The organism is Flavobacterium piscisymbiosum (assembly GCF_020905295.1).
GTDB classification, from domain to species: Bacteria; Bacteroidota; Bacteroidia; order Flavobacteriales; family Flavobacteriaceae; genus Flavobacterium; species Flavobacterium piscisymbiosum.
Genome location: NZ_JAJJMM010000001.1, coordinates 4715825 through 4733974 on the forward strand (window position 1 = coordinate 4715825; position 18150 = coordinate 4733974).

Annotated in this window: 10 protein-coding genes; 1 reads left to right on the forward strand and 9 read right to left on the reverse strand. The window is 35.4% G+C overall.

Going from position 1 to position 18150, the window contains the following annotated elements; all coding sequences use genetic code 11:
- Nucleotides 1–22 precede the first annotated feature (22 nt).
- From LNP81_RS20335 to LNP81_RS20360, 6 genes are all read right to left on the reverse strand, one after another.
- Complete coding sequence (locus LNP81_RS20335; protein ID WP_230039020.1) at nucleotides 23–2272, reverse strand: S9 family peptidase; 2250 nt, start codon at nucleotides 2270–2272, stop codon at nucleotides 23–25.
- Between the two features lie 379 nt (nucleotides 2273–2651).
- Entirely contained in the window at nucleotides 2652–4067 is a 1416-nt protein-coding gene (locus LNP81_RS20340) for an APC family permease (RefSeq protein WP_230039022.1), read from the reverse strand.
- A gap of 830 nt (nucleotides 4068–4897) precedes the next feature.
- Nucleotides 4898–6133: an NAD(P)/FAD-dependent oxidoreductase gene (locus LNP81_RS20345; protein WP_230039024.1), complete on the reverse strand. Its 1236-nt coding sequence runs from the start codon at nucleotides 6131–6133 to the stop codon at nucleotides 4898–4900.
- Nucleotides 6134–6208: 75 nt separating this feature from the next.
- Nucleotides 6209–7219 carry a 4-hydroxyproline epimerase gene (locus LNP81_RS20350; RefSeq protein WP_230039026.1) on the reverse strand — a complete coding sequence of 337 codons (1011 nt, stop codon included), beginning with the start codon at nucleotides 7217–7219 and terminating at the stop codon, nucleotides 6209–6211.
- 3 nt (nucleotides 7220–7222) lie between these two features.
- Nucleotides 7223–8791 (reverse strand): aldehyde dehydrogenase (NADP(+)), encoded by a 1569-nt coding sequence (locus LNP81_RS20355; protein WP_230039027.1) that lies wholly within the window; start codon nucleotides 8789–8791, stop codon nucleotides 7223–7225.
- A 20-nt stretch (nucleotides 8792–8811) separates the two neighbouring features.
- Nucleotides 8812–9726 carry a dihydrodipicolinate synthase family protein gene (locus tag LNP81_RS20360; protein WP_230039028.1) on the reverse strand — a complete coding sequence of 305 codons (915 nt, stop codon included), beginning with the start codon at nucleotides 9724–9726 and terminating at the stop codon, nucleotides 8812–8814.
- Between the two features lie 138 nt (nucleotides 9727–9864).
- On the opposite strand from LNP81_RS20360, the gene LNP81_RS20365 reads away from it, so the two are divergent.
- The gene (locus tag LNP81_RS20365) at nucleotides 9865–10707 is read left to right on the forward strand and encodes an AraC family transcriptional regulator (RefSeq protein ID WP_230039029.1); all 843 of its coding nucleotides are present in this window, start codon (nucleotides 9865–9867) and stop codon (nucleotides 10705–10707) included.
- 521 nt (nucleotides 10708–11228) lie between these two features.
- Here LNP81_RS20365 and LNP81_RS20370 read toward each other — a convergent pair.
- The 3 genes from LNP81_RS20370 to LNP81_RS20380 all read right to left on the reverse strand — a co-directional run bounded on the left by LNP81_RS20370 (nucleotide 11229) and on the right by LNP81_RS20380 (nucleotide 18140).
- Nucleotides 11229–12836, reverse strand: coding sequence for a RagB/SusD family nutrient uptake outer membrane protein (locus LNP81_RS20370; protein ID WP_230039030.1), 1608 nt, complete (start codon nucleotides 12834–12836; stop codon nucleotides 11229–11231).
- Nucleotides 12837–12847: 11 nt separating this feature from the next.
- Nucleotides 12848–15835, reverse strand: coding sequence for a SusC/RagA family TonB-linked outer membrane protein (locus LNP81_RS20375; RefSeq protein ID WP_230039031.1), 2988 nt, complete (start codon nucleotides 15833–15835; stop codon nucleotides 12848–12850).
- A 364-nt stretch (nucleotides 15836–16199) separates the two neighbouring features.
- Complete coding sequence (locus LNP81_RS20380) at nucleotides 16200–18140, reverse strand: OmpA family protein (RefSeq protein ID WP_230040929.1); 1941 nt, start codon at nucleotides 18138–18140, stop codon at nucleotides 16200–16202.
- Nucleotides 18141–18150: the final 10 nt, after the last annotated feature.

Sequence of the window (18150 nt, forward strand, 5' to 3'; positions counted from 1 at the left end):
TCTAATTCTTTTTAAACGTTTTTTACTTATAAACTTCGCTCCACTCCGGTGGTGTAACACCTAATAAATGCTGCACAAAATAGTCTCTGCGTTTGCGTTCTCCATAATCACCTCCGGCCGAATGTCCCATTCCGGGAACGGTTACTAATTCAAAATTTTTATTGGCTTTTATCAGCGCGTTTGCAAATTGCATAGTAGAAGCCGGATCAACATTATCATCTAATTCCCCAAGAATCAACATCAAATTTCCGTTTAGCTGTGCAGCATTTGCTGTATTCGAGCAAGCTTCATATTCTGGTCCTACAGGATATCCCATCCATTGTTCGTTCCACCACATTTTATCCATTCGATTATCATGACAACCACAAGATGCTACGGCTACATCATAAAAATCAGAATTAAAAACCAAGGCTGCTCCCGCATTTTGTCCTCCGGCCGATGTTCCGTGAATTCCCACTTTGTCAATATTCATATAAGGATATTTGGCTGCAGCGGCTTTCATCCAGAGTTTTCTGTCGGGAAAACCTCCGTCTTTTAAATTCTTCCAGCAAACATCATGAAAAGCTTTTGAGCGATTTGAAGTTCCCATTCCGTCAATCTGAACCACAATAAATCCTAATTCAGCCAACGAAGACATTGCCCAGTAATAAGACTGGAAATTTTTAGGTACAAATGAATCCTGCGGACCAGCATAAATGTATTCGATAATAGGATATTTTCTATTAGGATCAAAAGTAGTTGGGCGTACAATAACGCCCCAAATGTCTGTTTTTCCGTCTCTTCCTTTGGCAGTAAAAACTTCCGGTGCTGTCCAGCCTGTTTTCTGTAATTCGGTGATATCCGCTTTTTGCATTTCAGCAATAACTTTTTGAGTGTCGACGCTTTTTAAAATGGTAATTGGTGCCAAATCTACACGCGAATACTGATCGACGTAATATTTATAATCTGGCGAAAAAGTCACTTTGTGATTCCCGTTTTCTGTTGTTAATCTTGTGAAGTTTTTTCCATTAAAATCAATTCGGCAAAACTGTAATAAATACGGATCCTGGTCTTTGTCTAATCCGCTTGCCGTAAAATAGATTTGTTTCTTTTCTTCATCTACTTTAATTACTTCTCTAACTGGCCAGTTACCTTTTGTTATCTGATTCTTTACTTTACCTGTAAGAGCGTCGTATAAATACAAATGATTCCATCCGTCACGTTCCGAAGCCCAAACAATTTCGTTGCTTTTTTTACTATCAAAACGGTATCTTTTTCCGCTGTATTCTACAAATGTCGGACTCGTTTCTTCTATAATAACCTTTACTTTTCCAGTTGTCGCATTTACTTCCAGAACACGATACACCTGATGTCCCCTTTGATTGTATTCGAAAGTAAAACTGCTATTATCTTCTTTCCATTCAAACCCTGAAAGATCATATTGTTCCTGAAATAAATCAGTCGCCACCGGAATTTGTTTTTTTGAAGCCACAACAAACAATTGCGGACTCTTAAATGGCAATTGATCCCCTGGTTTTAAATAATCTCTCGTTTGTAATTTCGGCTGAAACTGATCTTTAGGACTTGATTCTACAAAATAAATTTTGTGTTCTTCACCTGGTCTTACTTTATATGCCATGATTTCGGCACTATTTGGCGACCACTGTAAATATGATGAATAATAAAAACCTTTTGAGCCATCATAACTCAACTGGGTTTCTACTTTAGTCTTTTTGTTGATTATGTATAAATTGTAATTTTTAATGAATGCCGTATGTAAAGAATCCGGAGAACCTACAGGTTTATTGCCCAATTCATCAAAGTTTCCGCCCCAATAATCATTTGCTTTCAAAGGCTTTTTATAGGCACCTAATTTCTTTAATTCGTAAGTACTTAAATTACAAGAGATTTTGATTGTATCTGCTGTAAAAGTAAGTGTAGACAAGGTTTTGTCAAACTCTAAATTTTCAATTGGGAGATCTTTGGCATTTATTTCTTTCCCTGCTATTTTTGATAATGACTGTGCTAATTTATGATGATCAAAAGCTTGTTGTTGTTTTTGCTGTTTGGCATCTACCAAAAGAAATTCTTTTCCTTTTAATAGATTATTGCTATACCATACATAGTCATTTCCAACCCAATGAAACTCTTTTGGAATATTGATTACTTTATTTTTGAACAAAGAATCTACAGCATTCGCTCTCTTATACTCTTTCAAAGTTCCCTGAGCCTGAGCGATTAAACAATACGAAAGTGTTAAAAATACACTTATTTTTTTACCAGTTGTTCTCATAATTTAAATATTAATAAAAATATATATTATTTATTGAGATCTATGGGTTAATATTAACAAATACTAATATTATATTACCCATCGAAACCAAAATGTGAGGAAAATCAGTTATTAAATGCAAGTAAGGTGTTGAAAAACAGTATTTCTTAACCTCAAAAATGAAATGAAATAAATCGAATTATTTTTTCTTTGGCTTAAGCCAAAACAAATTTTAATACACCTATTTGAGCATTTTATATTGTAGAGACGCACAGCGGCGCGTGTACGAAAAGTTTCTTAATATGCCCAATATTAGACGCATAGTAATGCATCTACATTAATACCTGATTCTATTTTAATAGACCTAACAGGTTTTAAAAACCTGTTAGGTCGTCAGAGATTAATTTGGTGTTTTTTCTTTTATCAAATAATAGATTGGAATTCCCATTAACATAATTAAAACACCCCAGCCACAAGTAGAAAATTTGGTAAACAATAACGACACGCAAACTGCCGAGGCAATTACAATATACAGCAATGGTAAAAAAGGATATCCGATTGCTTTATAAGGGCGAACTGCATCAGGCATTTTTTTGCGAAGACGTATAATTCCGTAGATCGTTAAAATATAGAAAATCAGCACAATGATGATTACGAAGTCTAGTAAATCTCCGTATTTTCCGGTAAGGCATAATACAGATGCCCAAATACATTGTGCCCAAAGTGCCCAGGCAGGAACGCTTGAATGGTTTAATAATGCTGCTTTTTTAAAGAACAAACCATCAGTCGCCATTGTATAATATACTCTGGCTCCGGCCATAATCAAGCCGTTGTTACAGGCAAATGTCGAAATCATGATCATAATGGCGATGATCAGCGTTCCTATATCTCCAAAAATATAGTCGGCCGCAACAACCGCAACCCGATCCGATTTTGCACCGGCAATTTCGCAAAGCGGAATAACCGCTACATACATTATATTGACCAGAACGTAAATAATAGTTACAATTAAAGTTCCCAGAAACATACTTAAACCTACATTTCTCTTCGGATTTTTTATTTCTCCTGCAATAAAGGTAACGCCTGTCCAGGAATCACTTGAAAATAAGGTTCCCACCATTGCTGCAGAAATCCCCGAAATTAAAGCCGTTGTACCAATTGGCATCCAGGAACTTGTTTCGGTATTAAAGGAACGCGGCGTCCAGGCATCTGTCCAGTTCATATTCCAGATAGAAGATTTGGCTGCTAATGTAAATCCGAAGATGATTAATCCTGAAATGGAAACTATTTTTATAATGGTTAAAATCGTTTGTAGAATCTTGCTATTTTTTACACCGCGGGTATTCAGATAAGTAAGAAAAATAATCGTTACAATAGAAACGATTTGGGCTACATTGAGTTTAAAACTTCCCATTTCGTAAATAATATTTTCATCACTTACTGCCGGAATTAAATAGGCTGTAAATTTCGAAAATGCAACGCCAACCGCCGCAATTGTTCCGGTTTGGATAACGGCAAAAAAGCTCCAGCCATATAAAAACGCTACTAATTTATTATAGGCTTCTTTAAGATAAACGTATTGTCCGCCGGCATTAGGAAACATAGCGCTTAATTCTCCGTAACTTACTGCAGCAATCATCGTTATGATTCCTGAAATAAGCCATATTAAAATAAGCCATCCTGTTGATCCTACTTGTCGGGCAATATCGGCACTTACAATAAATATTCCTGAACCTATCATGGAACCTACTACAAGCATGGTTCCGTCGAGAAGTCCGAGTTCTTTTTTAAATTCTTCCTTGTTATTGTCTGTCATTTTTTGGTTTGTTTTTTGGTTGTCTTTTGTTTAGGAATGTGGCAATCTGTTTTTTTTAAAATTTTAAATGTGGTTAGTATTTAGAATTTATGTTGTGAGTTTTTGTTATTATCATTTTTAATAAGCTCTGGCGGAGCGACGTGTTACAGACAAAATTCATACGCCCAATATTAGAGCTCCATTAATGATAAATATGTCACCCCGCTGGGGTTCTAGCAAACATGGTAATTAATTTCTATAAATATATCGCCCCGCTGGGGCTGGAAAATTAATTCACAATTAATGGCGAAATTTTCTCTCGCAGATTTGGCAGATCTTGCTGATTTTATTCTAAATCGAATTATTAATGACCTGCTAAATCTGCCAGATCTGCTTGCAAATTGATACGTTTCAACATTTGAGCACCAGCAGAGCGACATGTTTATAGCAAATTCATAGATTTCAATGTTAGAGCTCCAGCGGAGCGTTATATTTATAGACAAAATTCATACTTCCAATATTAGAGCTCCAGCGGAGCGGCATATCTTCCTGATAAATCTGTCACCCCGTTGGGATTTTACCAAACATGGTAATTAATTTCTATAAATATATCGCCCCGCTGGGACTGGAAAATTAATTCACAATTAATGCGAAATTTTCTCTCGCAGATTTGACAGATTTAGCAGATCATTAATAAATTCAAGAATAAATCTGCCTAATCTGCCAAATCTGCGAGAAACAAACTATTTCTATTTTTTATATCCCGGGAAAAATTTAAATACAATTCAAAATTGCTATTTAAATAAAAAAAAATCAGCTTCAAGTTTGGTTAGAAAATGAAGCTGATTTTTTTAGAGTTGAAACATTTGCGTATCTACAGAAGTCGCTTTCCCTGAAATGATTTCTTCTACTATTTTGCCTGTTGCAGGTGCCAGACTTAATCCCATCATAGCATGTCCCGTAACTAACGTTAAATTTTTAAGTTTTTTATCTCTCGCAATAATTGGCATTCCTGAAGGCGTACAAGGTCTGAAACCAAACCAGGTATCTTCTACCTTTGGCATTTCAATTTTTAAATCCGGATAAAAATCATTTACTGAATTTACAATTCCCTGAAGTCTGTTTTGATTGATTTTGGTGTCATTGGTGTGCGTAATTTCCATAGTTCCTCCAAAACGAATATCATTATTCATAGGGGTTACGGCAACTTTTCCTTCACATAAAATGGTTGGAATCGATGGTTTATGGTTTTGATCTTTTAATGTAAAACTATATCCTTTTCCTGGTAAAATCGAAATGTTGACATTCAGTTTTTTAGCAATGCTTGGACTCCACGATCCTGTTGCCAAAACTACTTCGTCTGTTGCAAAATTGCCTTTATCGGTGATGATTTCTGCGACCGTGTTATTCTTTAAAACAAAATCATTTACGGTGGTTTGCGAATGAATTTTTACGTTTAATTTATTCAGTTCTTCTTTGATGAATTGCATGAATTTTTGCGGGTAAACATGCGCATCACTTTTATAATGTACGCCACCAATTACGTTTGTAGTAGTTCCTGTTTCTAATTTTGAAACTTCTTCTTTTGATAGAAAATCGACTTCTAATCCTAATTTTTCTGCCAATATTCCTTCGTGCTGAATTTCTTCGCCTGTTTTTTCGGTTTTAAAAAGCATTAAGAGTCCTTTTTCTTCATAAAAAAAGGAATTGTTTTGTTTGGCAAAATCCTGATACAAGTCTTTACTTAAAAGTGATAAATCGCAAAGTGCCGGCATGGCTTTTTCGACATGTTTTAAATTGGCGTGTTTGTAGAATTGCAATCCCCATTTCATTAAATCCATATTTAATCTGGGTTTTACATAAAACGGACTTTGGCTGTCAAACATCCATTTTATTCCCTGCGCAATCATGCCGGGCTGTGCGAGCGGAATTATATGCGACGGAACAATCATTCCTGCATTTCCGTAAGAACAGCCGTCGCTCATATCTGATTTATCAAAAACAACTACTTCATAACCTTCTTTGGCTAAATAATAAGCTGAACACAAGCCTATTATCCCTCCGCCAATTATACTTACTTTTTTCATTAGTATTCTAAATTTAAAAAATCATTGGCAAGAAGTTTTTCTGTAAACCAATGATTTATTTATATTATCATTTTTTTAAATCACCTGAAAACCAAATGCGTACGGATCATCATCTTCATCGATAATGATATTATTGTAACCGTAAACTTTTGCCCAGCCCTGAATACTTGGTACTATGGCTTTGATATTTCCTATAGAAGTTTCTTCTTCTACCCTGCCAATAAATTTACTTCCAATAAAACTTTCATGTATATAATCTTCCTCTTTTTTTAGTTTTCCTTTGGCGTGAAGCTGTGCAATTCTGGCTGAAGTTCCGGTGCCGCATGGCGAACGATCGATAGCTTTATCTCCATAAAAAACGGCATTTCTTCCTGATGAAGTTGGGTCGATAGGATCTCCTGTCCACAACATATGACTTACATCACGAATGGTATCATTTTCTGGATGAATGAAAAGATTTGGATATTTCTCGTTGATGCGTTTGCGCACTTCCTGACTGTACTGCACAATTTTTCCGGCTGTAAAATCCTGAACGCCTGAGAAATTCTGCTGCGGATCTACAATGGCATAATAGTTTCCGCCGTAAGCGACATCAAAAGTAATCTCTCCCAATTCCGGACAATCAATAGTAAGGCCTTCTGCTGCGAGATATGATTTTACGTTTGTCAATCGTACCCAGTCTACTTTTTTACCGGTTTGCTGATATTCGATCTGAACCAAACCTGCGGGGGCTTCCATCTTAATTTTTCCCGGAATTTTAGGAATAACCAAACCTTCTTCGATAGCGATAGTTATCGTTCCGATGGTTCCGTGGCCACACATAGGCAAACAACCCGAAGTTTCGATAAACAAAATTCCGAAATCATTTTCAGGATTGCTTGGCGGATACAAAATACTGCCGCTCATCATGTCGTGACCGCGGGGTTCAAACATAAGTCCTTTACGAATCCAGTCGTACTCTTTTAAAAAATGTTGTCGTTTTTCGCTCATGTTGTTTCCAACCAAATTGGGACCACCACCAGCGACCACTCTTACCGGATTTCCGCACGTATGTGCATCTACACAAAAAAAAGTTTTTCTTGGCATAAATTATATTGGGTTCTTTGTTAGTATATCGTTTACAGTTCTGGTAATATTTAAAGGATTTTTATCCTGCAAAGCGCCTGGCAATAATTGATCCGGCCAATCCTGAAAAGTTACCGGACGAGCCCATCTTTTTACTGCTGTTAATCCTACAGATGTAAATTTACTGTCGGAACTTGCAGGAAAAGGTCCGCCGTGTGTCATTCCTGAACAAACCTCTACTCCTGTTGGAACATTATTAAAAATTAATCTTCCGACTTTATTTTTAAGATTTTCGATTACTTCCGTAAATTCTTCAAACTCTTGCAAATCGGAATTTAAAACTGTTCCGGTCAATTGCCCTTCTAAATCGAAGATAATTTTATTAAGCTGTTGAATATCATCACATTTAACTACTACAGAAAAAGGCCCGAAAACTTCTTTGTGAAATGTTTTATTGTTTAAGAAGGTTTCACCGTCTACCGTAATTATATTTTGCAATGCATAATTTGGTTTCACCACTTTTTCTAAACTGGTTTGCTGCGTATATCCTTCTTGCCCAAGCACTTCTGATTTTAGGTTTTCGTATTGGCTTTTTATATTGGGATGCAGCATGCAAGTTGGGTCTATTTTATCTGTCTCTAAAGCTAAAATAGCAATAAAATTATCTAACTCGGCGCTTTTTATTCCTAAAATAAGGCCCGGATTTGTACAAAATTGTCCTGTACCTGCTACAATTGAAGCAGCATAATTTTTCGCCCATTTTTCACCATCTGTTTGTAATGCCGATGGTAAAATTAGAACAGGATTAATGCTTCCCATTTCTGCATAAACAGGAATTGGAATAGCTCTGTTGGCTGCAATTTTGCAAAGTGCCGTACCTCCTTTTATACTTCCTGTAAAACCAACCGCTTTTACTGATGGATTTTCGACCAACGCTACTCCTACTTCTATACCGTGACTGTTCAGGTTTGAAAATACACCATTTGGCATTCCGGTTCTTTTGGCTGCTTTTATAACTGCCGAAGCTACTAATTCGCCTGTTCCCGCATGAAGCGGATGTGATTTTACCACCACAGGACAACCGGCAGCTAATGCACTGGCGGTGTCTCCGCCGGCAGTAGAAAATGCTAGCGGAAAATTACTGGCTCCAAAAACGACTACAGGCCCAAGTGGAATCTGCAATCTTCGAATATCGGATTTACCTTCTGTTTTATTAATGATGGCTTCTACCCATGAACCTTCTCTCAACATAGTCGCAAATGCTCTAAGTTGTCCGGTTGTTCTGCCGCGTTCGCCATTTGCTCTTCCGGCAGGAAGACCTGATTCCTGAATATAAGTCGTTAATAAATCTTCGCCAAGAGCTTCAATTTCTTCGGCAATTGCGTCCAGAAAATCGGCTTTTTTTACGTCTGCAATTGTGCCGTATGTTTTAAAAGCTTCTTCGGCTAGTGCTACGGCTTCTGAAATTTCTTCTTCTGTAGCTTCATAAAAAACAGTTTCATTCTCAGAATTTTGTTCCGGATTTATTGTTTTATAGGTCGTTTTACCTTTTGCGGAAAGCACATCTCCAATATAATTTTTTCCTGTAGTCATCGCTTTCTTTTAAACTTTAATTAAATACTTTTATATGCCGGCAATACGGGTCTGTTTTTCATCGCCAAATCAATGATCGATAAAACGCGCTCTCTTTCTGATCCCTGTAATGGTAATCTTGGTGCTCTTACATTTTCTGTTCCAAGTCCTGTTGCTACTTCGGCCAATTTGATGTTTTGTACCAATTGCGGAGAAATATCCAATTCTAATAATGGCATAAACCATCTGTAAATTTCTAAAGCTTCGGCTACTTTTCCTGCTTTTACCAGTTTATAAATAGCCACTGTTTCTGCAGGATATGCCACTACTAATCCGGCAACCCATCCATCGGCTCCAGCCACTAAACTTTCAAGTGCCAATGTATCTACGCCGCAAAGTACCTTTAATCTGTTGCCAAAACGGTTTCTGATTCTTGTTACATTGCTAATGTCTCTGGTTGATTCTTTTACGGCCTGAATGTTTTCTAGTTTCAAAAGTTCTTCAAACATGTCCAACGTTACCTCAATTTTATAATCTACAGGATTATTGTAAATCATAATAGGTAATGAAGTGCTTTGGGCAATTTCTTTAAAATAAACTACCGTTTCGTAATCTGTTGCTTTGTAGCGCATTGGAGGCAATAACATTAAACCGTTTACGCCCAACTCTTCTGCACGTTTTGCTAGAGTAATGGCTTCGGTAGTAGTTTGCTCTGCAATGTTTACAATAACCGGAATTTTTCCGTCGACTATTCTTAAAGTGTTGGTTATTAAAACTTCTTTTTCTTCTTTAGTCAATGTACTGGCTTCTCCCAGGGTTCCTCCCAGAATGATTCCATTAACTCCAGCATCAATTTGTGCTTTAATATTCTTTTCGAACATTACGAGGTCCAGTTGACCTTCTGCTGTAAACTTTGTTGTTACAGCTGGCATTACGCCTTCCCAATTTATTTTCATATTCTTAATTTTTATCAAAAATAAAGCTTAAAGAAAAGTGCTCCTGTGTGATTATTAGCCTTTATCAATACTATATTACCACATCTATTGTATAATCTGTTTTTTTTGTTAATATTTACATATCCTAAAAACAAAACGTTGAAAATTCTACCTTTTAAAATACCCAAAACCGAAAGAGAAGCTCTCATTTATCAGGAAGATATTGAGCGTGTTTTCTATGATCAATTGCACCAACATGAAGAAATTCAGATCAGTTATATTGCAAAAGGTTCCGGAACTTTAATTGTAGGAGATTCTATAAATGATTATAAGGAAGATGATATTCTGGTTATTGGTGAGAATGTTCCTCATGTTTTTAGAAGTAATGTCGAAGCAAGTCCGGAATCTGTAATGCTGACTTTGTTCTTTACGAAAACTTCTTTTGGGAAAGATTTTTTTAGCCTGAACGATATGAGTGCTGTTGATGATTTTTTTAAAGATTCTGAATATGGTATGAAGATCCTTTCGAATCAAAAGAAAATCACACACCATTTTAATAAACTAAAAAAACAGAATAAAATTCAGCGTATTGCTTCTTTCTTAAAAATTATAAACATTATTGTTTCTTCGGAGAAAACTCCTCTTTCTTCTTTTGTCTACAAAAAGAAATATACTGATGATGAAGGCCGCAGAATGAGTGCTGTTTTTGAATATGCGATCGAATTTTATCATCAGAATATTACTCTTGATGAAGTGGCAGAAAAAGCGAATATGAGTAAAAATGCTTTTTGCCGTTATTTTAAAAAACGTACCAACAAGACTTTTTTTCAGTTTTTGATTGAAATCAGAATTGAAAATGCCTGTAAATTACTTCACAATAAAAAAGATCTTTCGATTGCTTCTGTTTCTGAACTTTGCGGTTTTCAGGATATTGCTAATTTCAACAGAAAGTTTAAAGAGTTGAAAGGAATTTCGCCTTCGCATTATCGTGCGCAGTTTTAAGTTTTGTTTCACGCAGATTTTTTTTAAATCGCGCAAAGACGCAAAGGCGCAAAGTTTTTATTTAACTTGTTTTTATAAATTGTCAAAAAAATAAGGCTTTAGCTAAATGTAAACATTTGGCTAAAGCCTATAGTTGTCTGCGCATTTTTGTCATCCCGAGGAACGAGGGATCTCCACAAGCAGCTCGACAAAGATTGGTGATTTTGATTGAGGAGTTTCTTGCGGAGATTTGTTTCACGCAGATCTTGCAGATTGAGCAGACTTTATTTTTGTTAGCCTATAATTTTAATATAAAAAACTTTTAACCCAAAAGTGATTATCATATTGTCAGGCTGATCGTCCCGAGACTTCGGGAGAAGCCCACGTTCATATTGGAGTGCCCTTCGACTTCGCTCAGGGTGACAATGATTGTGGTTATTTGAATAATAATTAAAAAATGAAAAGCCATTCCTAAACAAGGAACAGCTTTTCACACACTTATAATTACAAGCAACCAACTTGTAAAATCTTCATATTAATTTCTAGTAACCAGGATTTTGTTTTAAATTACTGTTTTTAGCCATTTCTGACTGTGGAATTGGGAAAATAGCTCTAAAACTATCTGCAGGGTCTCCTTTTTTCGAAAACCAGGATTTTGTTGAGTATATTCCGAATCGTATTAAATCTTGTCTTCTGTGCGCTTCTCCAACAAATTCCCAAGCTAATTCGTCAAGGAAACCGCCGTACTGGATATCTGCACCTCCTTCGTAATTTGTAATCACTCCGGCCTGATAAGTTCCGTATTTATACACACTGCCGCCTAAAAGTTTTGCACCTGATACTACAGCTTTGGCAGGATTGGTATTTTTAAAATTTCGTTGTCTTACTTCAGTAACAATGGCTGCGGCTCCGCCAGCATCACCTTTTCTTAACAGGCACTCTGCTTTGATCATCATAGCATCTGCTAATCTATAAAAAGGAACGTCATTACTAGCTTGTCCTACAACGCCGGGACCAATTTCATATTTCACCATTCTGTAACCTTCATTAGGCTCGGTACCGTCAACACTTGTCATGTAATTGATATATTCAAATTGTGTTACTTTATCGTCTAACATTATTGGCTCTCCTTTACTGGTAAACTGTTTTCCGCCTAACCAACAATCTTTTAGTCTTTGGTCATCCGGATCATAGGTATCTATAAATTGTGGTATTCCGCCAGTTCCGTTCCAGGGACCTCCGGCCAAATCATAAGTAGCCTGACTTGCTGCTGCCAATGTTCTGTACGGCCAGCTTGTTCCGGGAGCTTTTACCTGATCAAAAGGAATGGATAATATTTGTTCTGTTGAAAATTCATTTTTTATGATGAAATTGTCCAAATAATTATTTGTCAATCTAAACCCTCCATTATTGATAACATCATTGACCTGAGCCAAAGCTTCATCCCATTTAGGTGTTCCTAAATAAACACCGGCATTTAGATACAATTTTGCCAAAGTCATTTTTACAGCCCACTGATTAATTTTACCATAAGTCGAAGAATTATTTTTATCGCTTAAATAAGGTAAAGCTGTTTTTAGTTCCTTTTCTACAAAATCAAATACTTCTTTCCCTGTATTTTGAACCGGTAAATATCCCGGAGGATTGATATATGAAGTTACAATAGGGACATTTCTAAAATTATCCAGCAGTAAATAATAATAAATGGCTCTTAATGCTTTTAATTCCTGAATGACATTCTCTTTGTTTTCGACACCGTCTATTTGCTCTAGTTGGTATATTGCTCTATTGACTTTATTTACTCCTGTAAACATATAATACCAGTTACCCTCTGCCATAGGAAGTGCAGTACCCCAGGTATGTTTGTGCATGGTAATATAATAATCTCCCCAACCAATACCGTTTCTTTGAGGTGTTACCATTAGATCCGATGAATCTTCATACAGGTTAAAAATAGCATCCCAGTCTGCATAAATTTGTCTGAATGAGTTGTAAGCTGGTGCAACAATACTGGCTAAATCTTCCGAAGTTAATTTAGTATCCTCGGCACTTACCTTATCATAAACGGTCTCGTCTAAATTGGTACATCCTGTTCCTAAAAGAAATAAACCCGAAATAAGAATTTTATATACTATATTTTTATTTTTCATTTTGATTTAATTTAAAAAGTTACATTTAAACCTAGTGTGATACCTCTGGTACTTGGATATTTATCTCTATTATCCATTCCCTGCGACAAAGGATCTTGTCTTTTTATTTCCGGATCCAATCCTTTGTATTTAGTAAATGTGGCTAAGTTATTTCCAGACACATACAATCGCATTGCATTTATAATTTTGAATGGTGTTACATCAAAATTATACGAGAAGGTTACATTATCTACTTTTACATAATCTCCTTGTTCAACATAATAACTTACGTAGGTTTGGTTGTAGTTTAATACCGCTTTATCATACACTTTATCATATGCACTATCTAACATATTATAAGCAATGGTTGGATTTTCATAAAACATACGTTGTGTGTTTAGTATTTGAAAATCGAAAGCTCCTGTTAATACAACACTTAAGTCAAATTTTTTGTAGGTAAAAGTATTCGTCCACCCCGCATAATATTGCGGAATACCATTTCCTAAATATTGTTTGTTACTATCATTATACATTTCTGTGGTAAGTGTTTTTCTTGTTCCGTCTGGCAATTCTACAATCCATTTCCCATCGGTAGTAATATCTACAGATTTTAGTCCCCAAAAATTACCTATTGGTTGTCCAACTTCTAATCGATGTGTTTCAAATGAAATTGGATCTCCTGTGTTTCCTGTATTCAAAAAATCTCCTTCAATTTTATATAAGTCATTAGAAAGACTTGTTAGCTTATTTTTATTGTGTGAAAAAGTCATTGAAGAATTCCAATTAAAGTCTTTTGTTCTAACCGGAACTGTATTCAAAAGAATTTCAAATCCTTTATTTTCCATTTTCCCAACATTGGCAGTAATTTGACGGAATAAATAAGGAGGAGTTGGTACATTATAATCCCATAACATATCACTTGTTTTTTTATTATAAACATCAAAGCTTCCTGAAATTCTATTATCGAAAAATCCAAAATCAATACCAATATTTACCTCGGCTGTTTTCTCCCAACGCAAATCAGGATTTGGGTTGCTTACCGGCTCTAAACCTTTGACCCATTTTCCGTTACTAAAGAAATAGCCTTCATAATTATACAAGGTCATAGACATATAAGGATCATTAGGTATTACTCCTGTTTCTCCGTAACCTCCTCTTAATTTTAAAGTATTTATAGCAGTAACATCTTTAAGAAAAGACTCTTTATTGATGCTCCATCCTGCAGAAACCGCCGGAAAATTACCCCATTTGTGATTGTCTCCAAACTTAGAAGAACCTTCTCGTCTGATACTAAATAACAAATCGTATTTATTATCAAAATTATAGTTAAGCCTGCCAAAGAAACCGATTAATTTACTATCGTTTTTATAACTATCGATAGATGCGGTACCATCTGACAAACCATTTCCTGCGTCTAAATTATTATATGAAAATGCATCTGTTGGAAAATCAGAATTACGGGCAGAAAATCCTTCATTTACAGTATATTGATAACTATAACCACCTAGTACTGTAAAATCATGCCTGCCTAAATCTTTATGGTATTTTGATGTAATTTCTACATAATCATTATCTGTAACTCCTGTACTTCTTGAGGCAACTCCATTTCTTTTATTTATGGTATTTGAATAATGTTGCTTGGTTTCGGCATATCCCGTCAAACCTGTATTTTTATTTTTTGAAAGCTGCGCACTTACATCCCAACCCGGCAATAAATCCAAAGTAAGATTAGCCGTAAATCTTTGCCATGTACTATTTCTGTCCTGTGTCGTTTCATTTAAAATCGCCACCGGGTTGTAATACTGAAGTTTGTTAGGATCTTCGTTATAAGTACCATTTGGGTTATATACAGGAGCGGTAGGATTTCTGATCATTGCCTGTCTGTAAGCATAGGCAGCAATACCCTCATCAATACCCATATCTTGTGTACCGTTTAGTAAGCTCAAGTTGATCTTTAACTTATCGTTGAACATGGTATGATTGACATCAAATGAAAATCGATACTCTTTATTATACGTATTAGTAAAAGCCCCTGTTTGATCCACATAATTAAGGTTTACTATGTAATTTGTTTTAGCAGTTCCGCCTTTTAAAGCTAAATTATGATTTTGAGTAAATCCTGTTCTTGAGATTTCATCTAACCAATCTGTACTGGCACCACCATCAGTAAAAGGTAAGGTAACTCCTTGTGCACGCAAACTTCTTTGTTGACTGGCATCTAAAAATTTAGCCTTGTTAGCAAAATTAGATGTTGTAGCAAATGTTGAGTATGTAATTGTTGGCGCTATTTCGCTATTTACTGTTTTTGTTGTAATAAGAATTACTCCATTCGCTCCTCTGGTTCCATAAATGGCTGCTGCAGAAGCATCTTTTAAAACATCTATTGATGCAATTTCATTTGGCGATACCGTATCAATACTTCCGGGTACACCATTAATTAAGACCAAAGGGCCTGTTCCTCCTTTTAGAGTAGAGAATCCACGTAATGTAATATTGGGTGTTGATCCCGGATCTCCTGAGCCGTTATTAATACTAAGACCTGCAACTTTACCTTTGATAAGATCCGAAGCATCATTAATAGCTCCTCTTGTAAAATCTTTTTCTTTTACACTGGCTATTGCACTCGTAACTCTTGATTTTTTCTGAGTTCCGTATCCTACAACAACTACTTCGTTTAATTCTTCTTTACTGTCCTGAAGCGCTACATTTATCTGACTCTTATTCAGAACAGCAATTTCCTGAGTTACAAAGCCCATATAGCTAAAAACCAATTTTGAATCTTTATTTTTAAGTGTAATCTGAAAATTACCATCAAAATCACTTACAGCACCATTAGAAGTATTTTTTTCTAAAACTGATACTCCAGGTATGGGAATATTATTTGCATCTGTAATTTTACCGCTGATCTTCTGTTGTGAAAATGAGCTAAAAACAACAAACAAAAACAAAATCGTAAAGAACATCTTTTCTCTGTAAGAGGATGTTGCAGTACTTTTAAAAACATGCGTGGTTGGTTTCATAATTTTAACTATTTGGTTAGTGTATTTTTAACACTTGTAAAATTATGTTAAATTGGAGTTAACAAAATTGTTGATATTACCACATCATAATACTATATTATCCTCTTTTTAATAAAAGCATCCTCATTTAGCAAATCAGTTAATTATTTAACAGAAAATTACATCAAAAAATAAATAATACTCTTTTTTAACCTCAAAACACCTATAAGTATTCAATGCGTTATGAGTTAATTACTTTCTTGTTATTTTGTTATTGAATGCCTTCGCAAATAATCATTATACTTTTATTCAAGTACTATAAAAATAAAATGCCCTTTCTAAAATTTTAGAAAGAGCATTTTATTGAAATTTTTTTTATTGGATATTATTCTATCGAAATAATGATAAACTCACTTCGTCTGTTTAACTGATGTTCAGCTTCTGTACAAGAAACTCCATCTGCACAATTATTAATCAGTTGGCTCTCGCCATATCCTTTTCCGGTTAATCGATTTGAAGCGATACCATTTTTTGTTAGCCATTGCACGGTTGCTTTGGCTCTTCTGTTGGATAAGGCGATATTGTATTCTGCAGTTTGTCTACTATCTGTATGAGAACGAACATCGATTTTCATCTTTGGATATTGTTTCATTACTACCAGAATTTTTTCCAGTTCAAAAGCTGCATCTTTACGAATGAAAGATTTATCCAAATCAAAATAGATAATAGGTATGTTGAGCGTTTTGGCCAAATCAGTTCCTACCCCTATTGGTTTAATTCGTTTTTCTAATGCCACTACAACACTCGTTTCACCTGCTTCTCCTATTATAGTTACCGGAATTTCTTTGGTTTCGTAGTCTTCTTTTGTGGCTCTTACATAGTATTTTTTAGTGCATTCTACATTAAATGTGAAACTTCCATCTGCTTGTGTAACAACCTCATCAATAACTTTAAATTGTTCGTCAAGCAAAGTTACTTTGGCATTGTCCAGTATTTTATTGGTTTCTAAATCAACAATTGTTGCTTTTAGTTTTTGCTCGCAAAGCAGTTTTCGTGTTTCGGTAATTTTGTAAATATCATCGTTTCCAATTCCGCCTTCTCTGTTAGAAGAGAAAAAACCGTTGCTGGTGTCACTATTGATAATAAAGGCAAAATCATCTTGTTTACTGTTTATTGGTGCACCTACATTTTGCACTGCTGTAAAAGTATCATCGTTTTTGATTGTTGATACAAATACATCAAGTCCGCCTAATCCTGGTCTGCCGTCACTGGCAAAATACAATTGATTGTCTGCAGCTATAAACGGGAAAGTTTCTCTTCCTTCTGTATTAATGGCAGGTCCCAGATTTTCGGGTTTGCCAAAGGTTTTATCATCGTTTATGGTTACGCTATACAAATCCGATTGTCCTAAAGTTCCGGGCATATCAGAGGCGAAATACAACTTTTTTTCATCATTGCTAATTGCGGGATGTGCCGTGCTGTATTGGTTGCTATTAAAAGGTAGTTCGGTTACATTCGTCCATTTATCTTTTATAAAATCTGCTTTATATAGTTTTAGCAATGTAATTTTCTGATCGTCTCTTCCTCTTTTTCCTTTAAGATAGTTGTTTCTTGTAAAATACATTGTTTTTCCATCTTTAGTAAAAACAGGTGTCGATTCATTGAATTTAGAATTGATTTTCTTTTGAAAACGTTCCGGTTCTCCTAATGTTCCATCTGCTTTTAATTCCGCCAAATATAAATTGGTAAACGCTTTATTGGTCCATTTAAATGTCTTTCTACTTATACCTCCTGTATCTCTGGCAGATGCAAAGACAATTTGGTTGTTATAATATGCACTTCCATAATCCGTTTGCTTCGAATTTATTCCGGCATTCGCAATTTCGAACCTTCCTGAATTGGCTTTTATTTGCTCGAGATAGTTTTTATTATTTTCGAATAAAATACCTCTTTTATCTGTTGCTATTTTTTTATTGAAGGCTTCGAGGATTTTATCCGCTTTAGCGTAATCTCCCATTGCTTTTAAAGTTTGTGCATAGCGGTAATAATATTCCGGTTCCTGCTCTGCATTCATTTCAAAAAGAGCATTGTACCATTTGGCAGCCTTAATTAATTCGCCATTAAAATAATAAGCATTACCTAATCGCTGAAACATGGTTTCATCTTTATATCCTTTTTCTGCAACTCTTTCATAAGTTCCAATTGCATCAATATAAGCATATTGGGTATAATCTTTATCTGCTTTATTCTGACTAGCTGTTTGCGCGTTTCCTTTTAGCGCTATAAGTGCAAAAAGTATGGTGGATACTATATATTTAATTTTCATCATGGTCTGT

Excerpts from the sequence above, each read along its gene's own strand:
- LNP81_RS20335 (WP_230039020.1), bottom strand. The coding sequence starts at position 2,272 with ATGAGAACAACTGGTAAAAAAATAAGTGTATTTTTAACACTTTCGTAT.
- LNP81_RS20340 (WP_230039022.1), bottom strand. The coding sequence starts at position 4,067 with ATGACAGACAATAACAAGGAAGAATTTAAAAAAGAACTCGGACTTCTC.
- LNP81_RS20345 (WP_230039024.1), bottom strand. The coding sequence starts at position 6,133 with ATGAAAAAAGTAAGTATAATTGGCGGAGGGATAATAGGCTTGTGTTCA.
- LNP81_RS20350 (WP_230039026.1), bottom strand. The coding sequence starts at position 7,219 with ATGCCAAGAAAAACTTTTTTTTGTGTAGATGCACATACGTGCGGAAAT.
- LNP81_RS20355 (WP_230039027.1), bottom strand. The coding sequence starts at position 8,791 with ATGACTACAGGAAAAAATTATATTGGAGATGTGCTTTCCGCAAAAGGT.
- LNP81_RS20360 (WP_230039028.1), bottom strand. The coding sequence starts at position 9,726 with ATGAAAATAAATTGGGAAGGCGTAATGCCAGCTGTAACAACAAAGTTT.
- LNP81_RS20370 (WP_230039030.1), bottom strand. The coding sequence starts at position 12,836 with ATGAAAAATAAAAATATAGTATATAAAATTCTTATTTCGGGTTTATTT.
- LNP81_RS20375 (WP_230039031.1), bottom strand. The coding sequence starts at position 15,835 with ATGAAACCAACCACGCATGTTTTTAAAAGTACTGCAACATCCTCTTAC.
- LNP81_RS20380 (WP_230040929.1), bottom strand. The coding sequence starts at position 18,140 with ATGAAAATTAAATATATAGTATCCACCATACTTTTTGCACTTATAGCG.